The sequence below is a fragment of the Flavobacterium helocola genome (genome assembly GCF_038289885.1).
Taxonomy (GTDB): Bacteria; Bacteroidota; Bacteroidia; order Flavobacteriales; family Flavobacteriaceae; genus Flavobacterium; species Flavobacterium cheniae.
In genome coordinates this window covers 678,651-693,498 of record NZ_JBBYHT010000001.1, presented here as the reverse complement: position 1 = coordinate 693,498, position 14,848 = coordinate 678,651, and the positions used below count along the sequence as shown (strand labels likewise).

10 protein-coding genes are annotated in these 14,848 nt (G+C 32.9%); 2 read left to right on the top strand and 8 right to left on the bottom strand.

Features of this window, described 5'->3' with window-relative positions; all coding sequences use genetic code 11:
- Positions 1-38 precede the first annotated feature (38 nt).
- The 5 genes from ileS to gdhA form a co-directional block, all read right to left on the bottom strand.
- A complete protein-coding gene (gene ileS, locus AAEO58_RS03260; protein WP_341681891.1) occupies positions 39-3,668 on the bottom strand; it encodes an isoleucine--tRNA ligase in 3,630 nt (1,209 codons plus the stop codon).
- A gap of 79 nt (positions 3,669-3,747) precedes the next feature.
- Positions 3,748-4,461, bottom strand: a complete 714-nt coding sequence (gene recO / locus AAEO58_RS03255; protein ID WP_341681889.1) for a DNA repair protein RecO — start codon at positions 4,459-4,461, stop codon at positions 3,748-3,750.
- On the bottom strand, positions 4,445-5,017 hold the full coding sequence (locus AAEO58_RS03250; RefSeq protein ID WP_341681887.1) for a hypothetical protein: 573 nt from the start codon (positions 5,015-5,017) through the stop codon (positions 4,445-4,447). The genes recO and AAEO58_RS03250 overlap by 17 nt, the downstream gene beginning before the upstream one ends.
- 707 nt (positions 5,018-5,724) lie before the next feature.
- Complete coding sequence (gene porZ, locus AAEO58_RS03245; protein ID WP_341681885.1) at positions 5,725-8,013, bottom strand: type IX secretion system anionic LPS delivery protein PorZ; 2,289 nt, start codon at positions 8,011-8,013, stop codon at positions 5,725-5,727.
- 120 nt (positions 8,014-8,133) lie between these two features.
- Complete coding sequence (gene gdhA / locus AAEO58_RS03240) at positions 8,134-9,477, bottom strand: NADP-specific glutamate dehydrogenase (protein ID WP_341681884.1); 1,344 nt, start codon at positions 9,475-9,477, stop codon at positions 8,134-8,136.
- Between the two features lie 257 nt (positions 9,478-9,734).
- Here gdhA and AAEO58_RS03235 point away from each other — a divergent pair, with 257 nt between their 5' ends.
- Entirely contained in the window at positions 9,735-10,511 is a 777-nt protein-coding gene (locus tag AAEO58_RS03235) for a THC0290_0291 family protein (RefSeq protein ID WP_341681883.1), read from the top strand.
- A gap of 284 nt (positions 10,512-10,795) precedes the next feature.
- Positions 10,796-11,254 carry a hypothetical protein gene (locus AAEO58_RS03230; RefSeq protein WP_341681881.1) on the top strand — a complete coding sequence of 153 codons (459 nt, stop codon included), beginning with the start codon at positions 10,796-10,798 and terminating at the stop codon, positions 11,252-11,254.
- Positions 11,255-11,356: 102 nt separating this feature from the next.
- On the opposite strand, the gene amaB is transcribed toward AAEO58_RS03230, so the two are convergent.
- The 3 genes from amaB to AAEO58_RS03215 form a co-directional block, all read right to left on the bottom strand.
- Positions 11,357-12,907, bottom strand: coding sequence for an L-piperidine-6-carboxylate dehydrogenase (gene amaB, locus AAEO58_RS03225; protein ID WP_423972051.1), 1,551 nt, complete (start codon positions 12,905-12,907; stop codon positions 11,357-11,359).
- Between the two features lie 95 nt (positions 12,908-13,002).
- Entirely contained in the window at positions 13,003-13,545 is a 543-nt protein-coding gene (locus tag AAEO58_RS03220) for a 3-hydroxyanthranilate 3,4-dioxygenase (protein WP_341681880.1), read from the bottom strand.
- A gap of 93 nt (positions 13,546-13,638) precedes the next feature.
- Positions 13,639-14,754 (bottom strand): endonuclease/exonuclease/phosphatase family protein, encoded by a 1,116-nt coding sequence (locus AAEO58_RS03215; RefSeq protein WP_341681878.1) that lies wholly within the window; start codon positions 14,752-14,754, stop codon positions 13,639-13,641.
- Positions 14,755-14,848 lie beyond the last annotated feature (94 nt).

Below are 14,848 nucleotides of genomic sequence, written 5' to 3'. Positions count from 1 at the left end.
TTTTTATAGTTATACGTCGATTAAAAACCTTTCGGTTCTTATTTTGAAATTAATATACTTGTTTTTATATCATCAAACTCAATTTCCGTACCATTTTCAAGGTTTTCCACAAAAATTAACGATTCGGTTAAAGTTTCTGACTTAATATACGATTCATTAGCTAAAACGGCTTCCTCAACTTGAGCATTTTTTTCCATTTTAACGGTAATCTTGTCAGTTACTTCAAAACCAGAGTCTTTTCTGATATTTTGGATTCTGTTGATTAACTCTCTCGCGATACCTTCTTTTCTTAATTCATCGGAAATCGTAATGTCTAACGCTACCGTAATTCCGTTTGAATTGGCTACTAACCAACCCGGGATATCTTGTGAAGAAATCTCTACATCTTCTAGTGATAAAGTTATACTTTTTCCTGAAATATCCATAACCAGCTCACCATCACGCTCTAATTTAGCAATTTCTTCTTGCCCAAAACCTTGTATCTCTTTGGAAATCAATCCCATATCCTTACCAAAACGCGGTCCCAATGTTTTGAAATTGGGCTTAATTTGCTTCACTAAAACACCTGAAGCATCGTCTAATAACTCAATTTCTTTTACGTTTACCTCAGCCATAATTAAGTCAGAAACTGCCTCAATTTCAGCACGCTGATTGTCGTCAAGTACTGGAATCATTACCTTTTGCAACGGTTGACGCACTTTGATCATTTCCTTCTTACGAAGCGATAAAACTAATGAAGAAACCGTTTGTGCTTTCAACATTTTGCTCTCTAACGACTTATCAACAAAGTTTTCAACCGAAACTGGAAATTTCGCCAAATGTACACTTTCAAATGACTCAGAACCTGTAGCTTGTGTTAAATCTCTGTAAAGTTTATCCATAAAGAATGGTGCAATTGGAGCCGAAAGCTTTGCTACCGTTACCAAACACGTATAAAGCGTTTGATAAGCTGCAATTTTATCTTGCGCATAATCACCTTTCCAGAATCTTCTTCTACATAAACGAACGTACCAGTTACTCAAGTTTTCTTGAACAAAATCAGAAATAGCACGAGCGGCTTTTGTTGGTTCGTAATCTGCATACGCTTCATCCACTACTTGAATTAAAGTATGTAATTCGGATAAAATCCAACGGTCGATTTCTGGTCTTTCTTCTAATGGAACTTCCGCTTCAGAATAAGTAAATCCATCAATATTAGCATATAACGAGAAGAACGAATACGTATTATAAAGTGTTCCGAAGAATTTTCTACGAACCTCAGCCACACCTTCGATATCAAATTTTAAGTTGTCCCAAGGATTTGCATTCGAAATCATGTACCAACGTGTAGCATCTGGACCGTATTCTGCCAAAGTAGTAAATGGATCCACCGCATTTCCTAAACGTTTCGACATTTTTTGTCCGTTTTTGTCCAAAACTAATCCGTTTGAAACTACGTTTTTGTAGGCAATTTTATCGAAAACTAAAGTTCCAATCGCGTGTAATGTATAAAACCAACCACGTGTTTGGTCAACACCTTCCGCGATAAAATCGGCTGGAAATGCTTTATTTTCATCAATTAATTCTTTATTCTCAAATGGATAATGCCATTGTGCATAAGGCATCGCACCTGAATCGAACCAAACGTCAATTAAGTCAGTTTCGCGATTCATTGGTTTTCCTGATGGAGAAACTAAAACAATTCCGTCTACTACGTTTTTGTGTAAATCCACTAAATCGTAATTGGCTTCGCTCATGTCTCCAATTTTGAATCCTTTGTATGGATTTTCTGTTTGGAAACCAGCAGCGATTGATTTTTCGATTTCGTTGTACAATTCTTCAACTGAACCAACCAACATTTCTTCGGTTCCATCTTCACTTCTCCAAATTGGTAAAGGAATTCCCCAATATCTTGAACGTGATAAGTTCCAATCATTTGCGTTTTTCAACCAATTTCCGAAACGACCTTCTCCAGTTGCTTTTGGCTTCCAGTTGATGGTTTCGTTTAAATCGAACATTCTATCTTTGATTTCGGTTACTTTGATGAACCAAGAATCTAATGGATAATATAAAATTGGTTTGTCTGTTCTCCAACAATGTGGGTAACTGTGTACGTATTTTTCAACCTTAAAGGCTTTGTTTTCTTCTTTTAATTGGATTGCGATTTCTACGTCAGCTGAGCGTTCTGGCGCTTCTCCGTCGTTGTAATATTCGTTTTTAACATATTTCCCAGAATAATCACCTAAACCTTGAATAAATCTTCCTTGTAAGTCTACCAATGGAACAGGATTTCCGTTTTCATCTAAAACCAACATTGGTGGCACTTCTGGTGTTGCTTCTTTGGCAACTTTAGCATCATCAGCTCCGAAAGTTGGTGCTGTGTGTACAATTCCAGTTCCGTCTTCTGTAGTAACGAAATCACCTGAAATTACTCGAAACGCATTTTCTGGATTTTGATACGGTAAAGCTAATGGCAATAATTGTTCGTAACGAATTCCTACTAAATCAGCACCTTTAAACTCAGTTAAAATTTCATATGGAATAGGGTCTTTTACTTCAATTGGTTTAGCCCATGTAGGCATATCTTCTTTAAACAATTCATTTCTTCTTTCTTTAATTGAATTGTATTCACTAAGAAATAATGCCTGCTTATAATCCAAGTTAAACATTCTATTGAATGTCTCATTAAAATTATCATTATATTCCATCAACTTATTAGAAGATTGAATAGAAGCTTGAAGCTTATCTAATTCATCTTCAAATTTTAAAGTGTTTAAAACCTTTAAAGAATATGCTTTAAAATCCTCTTTATTTTGTGATTCAAAATAACGCTTACCGAATTGTTTCCCAACTAAATTCTTAGCTAAAACCACATTTACAGGTTCAAAAGTATATTGATTGAACGTTTTTACTAAAACATAATCGATTTTTGGACCAACGGTTAACGCTGTATTTGATGGCAACGTCCAAGGTGTAGTCGTCCAAGCTAAGAAATGAACCGTTCCAAAACCTTGTAAAAAGCTTGGTAAGGCTTCCTCTTTTGCTTTGAATTGTGCTACAATCGTAGTATCCGTAACATCACGGTATGAACCTGGCTGATTCACTTCGTGCGAAGACAAACCTGTTCCGGCTTTTGGTGAATAGGGCTGAATTGTGTAGCCTTTGTATAGTAAATCTTTGTTGTAAATTTGTTTTAGCAACCACCAAACCGTTTCCATGTACTTGGATTTGTACGTCACATATGGATCTTCCATATCTACCCAATATCCCATTTTTTCGGTAAGGTCGTTCCATACGTCAGTGTAACGCATAACGGTTCTTTTACACGCTTCGTTGTATTCGGTAACTGAAATGGTTTTTCCGATGTCTTCTTTGGTGATGCCTAATTCTTTTTCGGTACCTAATTCTACAGGCAAACCATGCGTATCCCAGCCTGCTTTACGCTTAACTTGGTAGCCTTTTTGAGTTTTATAACGACAAAAAATATCTTTGATAGCACGTGCCATTACGTGGTGAATTCCAGGCAAACCATTTGCTGATGGTGGTCCTTCAAAAAACACGTAAGGTGTAGCTCCTTCACGAGAAGTTACCGATTGTTCAAAGATGTTATTTTTCTTCCAAAAATCAAGAACTTCTGATGCTACTGTTGGCAAGTCAAGTCCTTTGTATTCAGTAAATTTTGTGCTCATTTTGTCGCTTTCTTAAATCAATTTGCGAAAGTAATGATTTAAAGGTAAAAGGCAAAAAGTAAAAGGTAAAAGTTAAGACTTAGGAAAAAACTTCTTTTAAAACTTCTAACGATTTTGGTTTTTTAAAGCCATCGAGATGTAAGGTGTAGAAATCTAAGAGGATTTTCAGCAAAATTTGACGTTCTATTCCAGCAAATACTTTTTGGTCGGCATCAAATTTTAAATCCAATAATTTTTTGAACAAATGCGTTTCGTGTTCGGTTAACGAATTTACACTTTGAAAAGGCGTAAAATAACCTTCTTTAGTATCGAAAAAAGGAAAATCTATTTCGGTTACATCGGGATAAAAACCAAGATATTTAGTAACTTCCATCATTAAAATTAGATGAAAATTCGTCATTTCGTCGTGTGTATCTAACCAAAGTAGCGCCGTTTCTAAAAACGAGAATAAATTTTGGTTTTTTTCTTCTTCTTTGATGGCGTGATGCAGAATTTCGGAGAGAAAAATTACAATCGTACTTTTAACAATATCTGTATTTATAGTGTAATAGCTGTGCGCTAATCGGATTTCTTTAAAATGTTCGAGCGTGCCTTTATTCTTGTGATTGGCTTCGATTTCAATAATCGTTAATGGCTGAAAATAAGCGATTTTTTGATTGGCTTTTTTATTAGAATAAGCGCTTTGTACAAAATAACTTTTTAAACCATCTGATTGTGTAAAACACTTTACAATCAAGCTTTTTTCTTGAAACTTTAAGGAAGAAAGTACGATGGCTTTAGTTTTGACTAGCATTGATATTCTTTTTTTTATAATATGAATTTATCCCAACGATACAAAAAACAAAAATGATTCCTTGTAATGGCATCATAAACCTTGAGCAATTGATTGGACCTGTAATTAAAATACAATAAAAAAACAGCATTATTATGTAATTCAAGTAAAAACTATATCTGTTGAAGATTAAAGCATAAGAAAATAAAAAAACCTTCAATATAGCAAACAAAAAAACTGGAATTAAAAGTAAATAGAGAACAAAAAAATTGTTTTCAAATAAACTTGAAAACCGCTTCTTACCATTTAAAATTTCCAAAAAACCTTGATTTCCATCCTCTTTCTTGAAAAATGTCATTAAATCAAAACGACCAGGATCTAAAACTCCTCTAAAAGCATTTACAACATGATAAAAAGTATATCTAAAAAAATCATCTTTAATTGTTGAAATTCCTATTTGTTTTAAGTATTCATTTTGTTTTTGAAAATCCATTTTCTTATACTCTCCATTATAAATTGAATCTAACCATACTTGAGCTTTTTTTGGAGAGTCTGTAAATGATTTAAAATAAAACAAATTATAATTAATTAGGTTTTTATTTTCTATTGAAGAAAAATGCTTGTAACCCGTTCGTGTTTCGTTATGATGTAAATATAATTGTAAAAGTATAATGGGAAGAAATATGAAAAAACTAAAAACCTTTTTCTTAAAAAAGAAAATAAAAAAGTAAACAAAATTCAAAAATATAAATGGATAAAATACAGGTTTAGTAAAAGCTAATAAAATGGTTAAGATTTGAATGAAGAAAAAATTACGATTTGACCATTTTTGTGTGAAAAGCCAAAACTTTAAATTAATTAATAACATCAATAACCATTCAGACATAATTAATTGAGAATATATAAAAATTGATGGAGTTAAAAGAAAAAAAAGAACATGATAAGGTCTTATTTGGACGTTAAATTTTTTTAAAATTTGAACCAAAATAAAACTATTTGAAAAAGCAAAAAATGTCTGAATAAGAATTATAATTTCAATTTTGAACTTTAAAAGAAAAGATAGAAATAAAGGGTAAAAAAATGGTCTTTTGGTTAATAATGAAGGGTTAATACTTGAGTCAAAAAACATTTGATTAGAAATGTACTTTGCTATTTCGATGTATTCATAGGAATCTACTAAAAAATAATTTTTTGACAATATTCTAAAAAAATAGAAAAAAAGAAAAAGTATAGCTAGAGATAGATAAAATCGTTTTTCGTTTGAATCTAATTGAATATTCATAACTATCTAATAATCATAACTTTTTTAACGGTAGAATCGGTTCCATCTTGACTTGCTACAAAAATCATATAAACTCCGGATGCTACTTTATGTTTTCCGAAAGCTTTGGTGTCCCATTCAATAGTTCCTCCTGATGAAGTGGTTTCATAAACTAAATTCCCTTCGATATCTGTGATTTTGATATTAGCTTTGTCGGTTAAACCGCTAATTTTTACTGTTCCTGAAAATTCTGGTCGTACTGGATTTGGGTATACAAAAACATCTCCTAAACTATCACTTGGTTTAGTTGAAGTTCCTAAAAACGAAACAATTCCTTTATCTGTGGCAAAAAACACTTCTCCAGATACTCCATCAATTTCAATATCTAATACATTATTACTGGGTAATGGTGAATTACCTTTGTCAAAGCGGTAAATGGTTTGCTGACCGTTTGAAGAAACTAAGAAAACACCTCCATCTGCAATTGAAACCCATTTTCTATTGGCTCCATCTACAGCAATATCTAAAATAGGTTGCTGAAAGAACAGTTCTTGAGCCAAATCACCTTCTTGAATAATAATTGGAAAAACGTCTAATTCTGTTTCTGAAATAAATCTGTCAACACTAGATAAGACTCGCAAACCAGCCATTGTTCCAATCCACAATTGATTGCGGTTATCTATAGCCACACAATTTACAACCGTAGTAGGAAGATCTGCATTTTCTTGGTTAATTACAATAAACTTATTACTGTAATTTTCATTAAAAGCTACAACTCCGTCATTATAAGCAGGTATCCATTTGGTACTATTTTTATCGATAGACATTGCGTTATATCTTCCGGTAGATAAATTTGCTGTTATTCCAGATAAATTATAGGATTGCCATTGTCCGTTAGCTCTTAAAACTTTGATTCCTCTATTTACATACGCATTTGTTACCCAAAGATTGCCTTCTCTATCAAAGGCTGGACTATTAATTCGAATATCAACATAAGTTGGATTCCCTGGCAAAACTAGAGACTCTAGCCCATTTGCACCTGTGTTTGTATTATTGAACAATTCAATTGTGTTTCCAAACATTTTTAAGAGTCCAGAAAAATATGACGTTACATATACTTGATTTTGGTTAGATGGATTAATTGCAATATCCGACAAAGATTTTGCACCACTTAAATCGCTATATGGAATTATATCCCAACCTTGATCTGCTGTAAATGTACTAATGCCTAATTCATCAAGTGGATAAGGATTAAATGACTGACTATAATCGCCATGTACTACCCAAATTTTATTAGTCGCTTTTTTTAATCTAAAAGTGCTGTTTTGAAGGGGTCCGTTTGGAGACATTGCAGTAAATACCGTCGGATTTGACAAACTCGTTGAAAACAACCCTTCTTTCTCAGTTCCAATGTATATAATTCCTCCAACAACAGAAGCAGCTGTAAAGCGCACAGTAAAATTGGGAATTTGAGTTATATGAGCTAAAATTGAAAATGATTGATTTAAAACATACACGTTGTTTTGAGTAGTTACTATAAGCTCCGTTCCGTTTGTCTTTAATTTTAATCCTGCTTGATTATGATTTAAAATCTCAAATGCTGTACCTCCATTAAATCGATACGTTCTAGCGTTTGCGTTTGTTGCAATCAATTGATTATTAAAAGTTACGATTCCAAACCAAAATCCAGCATCAAAAGTTTGCCATTGACTAAAATCAAACAAATTAGGATTATTTAAATTTGCTTTTCTAATGCCAAAACTTCTTGTAACGGCATAAATTTCATTATTAAAAACGGTGGTTTGAAGCACTTCTGTTTCTTCTCCTGATGTACCAATAAAATAGGTTGAAATAAATTCAGATGTAGCAATATCGATTACAGAAATTCCATAATCTGTAGCAATATACAAGCGACCATTGAATTCATAAAAATCATTAATTTTCTTTTTGTTAGGTGGCACAGGCACTTCTTCAATAACATCTACTTTAGTAGTAACAGAACCATCTGCATTTTGTATTAAAATTAAACCATTATTATTTCCAACAAATGTTTTATTAAAAGCATCTGAATGGTGAATTGTAGTTATAACATCTGGTTTTAACCCTGTAATTGAATTGTAAACATTCAAATTAGAAGATGCGACTACTTGTGAAAAAAGAGCATTTTGAGTCGAGGCAAACACGGCATTAGTCGACGATTCAACATCTACAATTTCATTGTAAGAAAAATAACCTTTCCACAATTGATTGCTTTGTTGCCCAAAAAAATAATGGGAAATAAAAAATATAAAAATATAAATCGCTTTTTTCATCGCAAGTATTTAATACAAATATACTACAAACGTATTAATTTTAATTTTGATATATTTCATAAAAGAAAAAAGCCCTTTTAGTTTCCTAAAAGAGCTTTTTATATAATTCAAAGTTTGTTATTATACTACACCTTGAGCTAACATAGCGTCAGCCACTTTAACGAAACCAGCAATATTGGCTCCTTTAACATAGTTTACATAACCATCTTCTTCTGTTCCGTATTTTTTACACTGACTGTGAATACCTGTCATGATGTCTTTTAAACGAGCATCTACTTCTTCACTTGTCCAGTTTAAACGAATAGAGTTTTGTGTCATCTCTAAACCAGATGCTGCAACACCTCCTGCATTAGCTGCTTTTCCTGGAGCAAATAAAACTTTTGCATCTAAGAATTGCTTGATAGCATCTAATGTACATGGCATGTTTGCTGCTTCAGTTACACACATAACACCATTTGCAATTAATTTTTTTGCATCTTCTTCATTTAATTCGTTTTGAGTTGCACAAGGAATAGCGATATCCACTTTTGCTTCCCATGGACTTTTTCCTTTGTGGAAAACAGCACTTGGGAATTTTTCAGCAAAACTTTCAGCTCTATTGTTTCCGCTAGCTCTCATTTCTAACATGAATTCGATTTTCTCTCCAGAAATTCCGTCAGCATCATAAATATATCCATCAGGACCTGAAATGGTAACTAATTTACCTCCCAATTCATTCACTTTTAAAGCTACTCCCCAAGCCACATTTCCAAAACCAGAAATAGCAACTGTTTTCCCTTCAATTGTTTCACCTTTGGTTCTCAACATTTGTTGAGTAAAATAAACTACACCATAACCTGTTGCTTCTGGACGAATTAAAGAACCTCCATAAGCTAACCCTTTTCCAGTTAAAACTCCTGTAAATTCATTTCTTATTCTCTTATATTGACCAAACATGTATCCAATTTCTCTTGCTCCAACACCGATATCTCCGGCAGGAACGTCTAAATCTGGACCAATATGACGGCATAATTCTGTCATAAACGATTGGCAAAAACGCATAACTTCAGCGTCTGATTTTCCTTGTGGATCAAAATCAGAACCTCCTTTTCCACCTCCCATAGGAAGTGTAGTTAAACTATTTTTAAATACTTGTTCAAAAGCTAAAAACTTAAGTACTGATAAATTTACTGTTGGATGAAAACGAAGACCTCCTTTGTAAGGTCCGATTGCAGAATTCATCTGAATACGGAAACCTCTGTTTACTTGGATTTCTCCTTTATCATCAACCCATGGCACTCTGAAAATCACTGAACGCTCTGGCTCAGCCATTCTTAGAAGTACATTTTTTCCATCATACTTTTTTTCATTGGCAATAAAAGGCATTACTGTTTCAGCAAATTCTTTTACTGCTTGTAAAAACTCAGGCTCGTTTGGATTTTTGGCCTCAACAAGCGCCATAAAATCATTAATTTTTTGTTCCATTATACTATTAAACTTGTAGCTAAACTAATTCGTTAAATATGTTTTTTTACTTAAATTATCAAATTCGCAAAATTTAAGTCGACAAATATACATTTTAAAAATTACTTGGTATATTTTTAAGAAAAATTTATACCACTTGTTATCTAATATTTAACTAATCGTATTAAGTTGTGTTTTTTACACAAGAAAAACATTCTTTTTTTTTTGAAGTGCAGTTTGTTTTTATATATTTGTCCGATAATGGAAAAATTTTAGCGATGACTAAAAAAATTAAATACCTATTAATGTTGCTTTTAGGAGCAAATTTATCAATGACTGCACAATTTGGCTTCTCTCATGAAGTTGGAGCATTTGTTGGAGGAGTTGCTTTTCAATCTGATTTTGGAGTAAGACACGATTTTGAAACTAATGCTGGAAACACAGGCTTTGGTATTGGTTTAGTTCACTATATGAATTTTGCTTATCGTGCAGAATGTAATTGTTACACTCCTGAAACTTATTTTAACGATCACTTCAAAGTACGCTCTGAGTTATCTTACAATAGTACTCAATTACAACACTTTGGTAAATGGGTAGACAGAAGTTCAATTACAGCAGCTCAATTAAGAGCAATGAAAGGTGAAGCTAAGGTTACTGATATTGGTATGCAATTAGAGTTTTTTCCATTAAGTATTCGTGAATTTACAGCTACTGATGGCGCTTGGGCTCCATTTATTGGTTTAGGTGCTCACTATACTTTTTTCCAAAACGGGACTTACTCTGAATTAGGTCCGATGGATACTCCAATTTCTACTCCAATTAAATACTACGGAGCTTGGTCTAAAGAAGGTGGTAGTACTTGGTCGGTTGTTTCAAGTGTTGGAACACGTTATAAATTAACTGAATTATCTGATTTATTTGCTGAAGTAAGATGGCAATATTATTTTTCTGACTGGGTTGACGGTTTAAATCCTAATCCTGAAATTTATACAGAAAACAAAGCGAACGACTGGAACTTATGGTTTCATGTAGGTTACATTTATTATTTAGATTAATATATATTTTAAAACATAATAAAAAAATCCCGATTCTCACGAATCGGGATTTTTTGTTTTTAGTTATTTAAAAGCTAGTTCTAATACGCTAAATAAATTAAAAACACATCATGCGTATGGCTCGAATATCTTTTGACTAATACAAATCTTAAAGTATTAAGAAAACCCTGCAAATTTGATTTGTGGGGTTTTGGTTTTACTTTTTTCTTCTTTCTATAATTATTATTTTTTGGAAAACTTTAGACAACTAGTATAACACAATAATAATTTGTATTTTTATCTTTATGAATAAAGAAAAGTCAAAATTATTTAGAAAAGTAAATACCAAAACTTTTAATGTACACCATAATTTTGGTAGCGACTTTAAAAACACAAGAAACAAAAAGAAGGAAACTTTAGAGCAAACTAAAGGAAAAATGTCTGGTAAAACCGAAAGAGGATTAGATTATACACCTCTATTTAGATTTTTGTTGTCAAAAGTAGGTAAAAACTGGGATGAAGTTTTTAGTGAAGCTAAGTCTAGATTAGATAAAACAAATCCTATTTTTTCCATGGTAGCTTTAAGAGAAGAAGATAAAAAAGATTACATCGGAATTGGTGAATCTTCTTATTTTTCTGGTTTATATGTTGATGAAAATGGGGTGTTACAGCTTTGTAATGCCGATTTAAAAGCTGTTGACATGAAACCATTCTGTGATTGTTGTACCCATACATTCAACGGAAAATTATTTGGAACTGAATAAAAAATCAATTTAAATAAACAAAAAACCCTGCAATCATCTTGCAGGGTTTTTCTATATCCAAAAAGTAACTAATCACTAATTACTTTTCACTAATCACTTATTTTAAAAATCAAACTTAATACCTTGAGCCAACGGTAACGCTGTACCGTAGTTAATGGTGTTAGTTTGTCTTCTCATGTAAGCTTTCCATGCATCAGAACCTGATTCACGGCCACCACCTGTTTCTTTTTCACCGCCAAAAGCACCACCAATTTCAGCACCTGAAGTTCCAATGTTTACATTAGCAATACCACAATCAGAACCCGCAGCAGAAAGGAATAATTCCATTTCTCTCATGTTGTTAGTAAAGATAGAAGAAGATAATCCTTGAGGAACTGCATTTTGCATAGCAATCGCTTCTTCAATTGTGCTGTATTTCATTACATATAAAACTGGAGCAAAAGTTTCGTGTTGTACGATTTCGAACTCGTTTTTAGCTTCAATAATACATGGTTTTACATAACAACCACTTTCGTATCCTTTTCCTTCTAAAACACCACCTTCTACAATTACTCTTCCGCCTTCAGCTTTCGCTTTTGCAATCGCATCTAAATAGTCTTGAACCGCACCTTTATCGATAAGTGGTCCCACGTGATTGTTAGCGTCTAATGGATTTCCTATTTTTAACTGTGCATACGCTTTAGCTAAAACGTCTAATGTTTTATCGTAAACACTTTCGTGAACAATTAATCTACGAGTTGAAGTACAACGTTGACCTGCTGTTCCTACCGCTCCAAATACCGCTCCTACCAATACCATTGATAAATCAGCTTCTTGAGAAACGATAATCGCGTTGTTTCCACCTAATTCTAAAATGGTATTTCCAAAACGCTCAGCTACCGTTTTTGATACGTGACGACCAATTCTTGTAGAACCTGTAAACGATACTAATGGAATACGTTTGTCGTTATTGATTAAATCACCCGATTCGTTACCAACCACTAAACAGCTGATTCCTTCTGGTAAATTGTTTCTTTCTAATACCGTTTGAATGATGTTTTGACATGCTACACCACATAAAGGCGTTTTTGAACTTGGTTTCCAAATACAAACATCACCACAAATCCAAGCTAACATCGTGTTCCAAGACCAAACTGCTACCGGGAAGTTGAAAGCCGAAATGATTCCAACAATTCCAAACGGATGCCATTGCTCATACATTCTGTGCATTGGACGCTCTGAATGCATCGTTAATCCGTGTAATTGACGTGATAAACCTACTGCGAAATCACAGATATCAATCATTTCCTGAACTTCTCCAAGACCTTCTTGATACGATTTACCCATTTCAAAAGACACTAATTTTCCTAATGCTTCTTTATGTTTACGTAATTCTTCTCCCATTTGACGCACGATTTCCCCTCTTTTTGGAGCCGGAACCAAACGCCATGTTTTGAAAGCTTCTTCTGCAGCACTCATTGCTGTTTCGTAATCTTCTTTTGTTGAAGATTTTACTTTTCCAATCAAATCTCCTGTTGCTGGTGAATATGATTCGATGATTTTTCCGTTAGAAAACCACTTTGTTCCAGTAGAAGTTCCTTCGTTAATTTCTTTAATGCCTAATTGTTGCAAAGCTTCTTGCATACCAAATTGAATTGCTGCTTCAGATATCATTTTATAACTTTTTATTCGGTTTTTGTTAAATTTTTACAAATGTAAAAAATATATTTTAATAATTATGTGTCTCAAGTTACACAGCTGTTTTTTAACTATTTCTTAGTCGTAAACTTAGGATTGGTTTCCATTACAGTACCACATTTTTTACATGTTCTTTTCTCTTCCGAATTGTAGAACGTACTAAAATGTGGAAGAAAGTCTTTTTCAATGTCGTGTAATTCGAAATATACTTCGTGTAATTTATGATTGCAATTATCACAAAACCAAAGTAAACCATCATTGAATCCTTTTCCAGCGCGTTTTCTTTCGATTACCAATCCCACTGAACCAGCTGTTCTTGCTGGTGAATGCGGTACTTTAGCAGGATGCAAATACATATCGCCTGGTCCTAATTTCATTGCTTTCTTTATACCATCTTCCTGAACATAGATGGTAATTTCACCTTCTAATTGATAAAACAACTCTTCTGTTTCATTGTAGTGATAGTCTTTTCGCGCATTGGGTCCACCCACTACCATAACAATATAATCATCTGAAGATTCATCATAAATGGTTTTGTTTCCAACCGGTGGCTTCAAAAACTGTCGGTTTTCTTCAATCCAATGATTAAGATTAAATGGTTTTTTAATTTTCATCTTATGCAATTTAAAAAGGTAAAGTTACTAAAAAGAAAAAAGGTTAGCTGCATTTTATTGCAAACTAACCTTATTAAATTATTATGATTGGAATTACTTCACTTCTTTTACTAAATAAATATAAACTGGAAAGTGATCTGAAAATCCTGGAACTCCGTTTTGATTACGAAGTGGATATCCTTTCCATTGTCCTGTTTTTTGAATTAAGAAAGGCTTGTTATAAATACCTGCTTTCCAATATTTAAATGAACCATAATCATTATTATCGGCTGGAACCAGTTGTTGACTTACCATAATTTGATCGAAAATATCTCCTGAATCTCTGTAGAATAAAGAAGCATGTCCCTCTTTTGCCATTTGCTCAAATGGATTGTAAACATCTCTTGGCTCTTTTAATTCTGTTTTTTTCAGTTTAGCACCGATACCTTGTTTTACACTTTTGTTGTAAGCTCCGTCATTTAAATCTCCCATAGTAATAAACTTAGCATTTGGGTTGATTTTGATAATAGAATCCATGATTTTTCTGTTCAATCTACCAGCTGCTTCGCGATAAGGGCTACTTCTTTTTTCACCTCCAGAACGTGATGGCCAGTGGTTTACAATTACATTAATTTCTTCCCCATCTAATAAACCTGTAACTAAAAGTTGATCACGTGTATAAATTCTTTTGGTTTTTTTATCGTAGTTTACATTTTCTTCCACCTCTTCCTCTTCTTTTTTGTCTTTTTTATCAGATGCAGATTCTGTTTCATAAACGTATAACGGAACATTTATATAACTTGTAGGTTGAAAATGTTTTTCTTGATATAAAAACCCAACATCAATTCCACGTTTATCTGGAGAATCAAAGTGAACAACTTTATATCCTTTATTTATTAAAGTAGGATGTTTCACTAAGTCTTCTAAAACTCTTCTATTTTCAATTTCGCAAGCGCCAATAATAACTGGAGAGTTTTTTTGAGCTTCGCTAGTACCTAACTCGATAAGAACACGACTTAGGTTATCTAATTTCTTTTTATAATTTTTTGAATTCCAACCATTTACTGGCGTATATTCTTCATCGTAAGTGTCTGGATCATTAATTGTGTCAAATAAGTTCTCGAAATTATAAAATGCAACCGTATGCACTTTAAATTTTTTATCTTGAGAAAAAGCACTATTTACAGATAAAATCACGGTAAATACGACCAAAAGGTGTTTAATTTTCATAAATCAAATGTTATATTAATATCAAGTTTATTACAAATTGGGTGCCAAAGGTAAATAATATTATTAAAAGTTATACATTTGCAGGCTGTTAAGT

Bases quoted from the DNA above. Each gene is read 5' to 3' on its own strand.
- AAEO58_RS03220 (WP_341681880.1), bottom strand. From the start codon at position 13,545: ATGAAAATTAAAAAACCATTTAATCTTAATCATTGGATTGAAGAAAAC.
- AAEO58_RS03235 (WP_341681883.1), top strand. From the start codon at position 9,735: ATGACTAAAAAAATTAAATACCTATTAATGTTGCTTTTAGGAGCAAAT.
- porZ (WP_341681885.1), bottom strand. From the start codon at position 8,013: ATGAAAAAAGCGATTTATATTTTTATATTTTTTATTTCCCATTATTTT.
- amaB (WP_423972051.1), bottom strand. From the start codon at position 12,907: ATGATATCTGAAGCAGCAATTCAATTTGGTATGCAAGAAGCTTTGCAA.
- AAEO58_RS03230 (WP_341681881.1), top strand. From the start codon at position 10,796: ATGAATAAAGAAAAGTCAAAATTATTTAGAAAAGTAAATACCAAAACT.
- recO (WP_341681889.1), bottom strand. From the start codon at position 4,461: ATGCTAGTCAAAACTAAAGCCATCGTACTTTCTTCCTTAAAGTTTCAA.
- AAEO58_RS03215 (WP_341681878.1), bottom strand. From the start codon at position 14,754: ATGAAAATTAAACACCTTTTGGTCGTATTTACCGTGATTTTATCTGTA.
- gdhA (WP_341681884.1), bottom strand. From the start codon at position 9,477: ATGGAACAAAAAATTAATGATTTTATGGCGCTTGTTGAGGCCAAAAAT.
- ileS (WP_341681891.1), bottom strand. From the start codon at position 3,668: ATGAGCACAAAATTTACTGAATACAAAGGACTTGACTTGCCAACAGTA.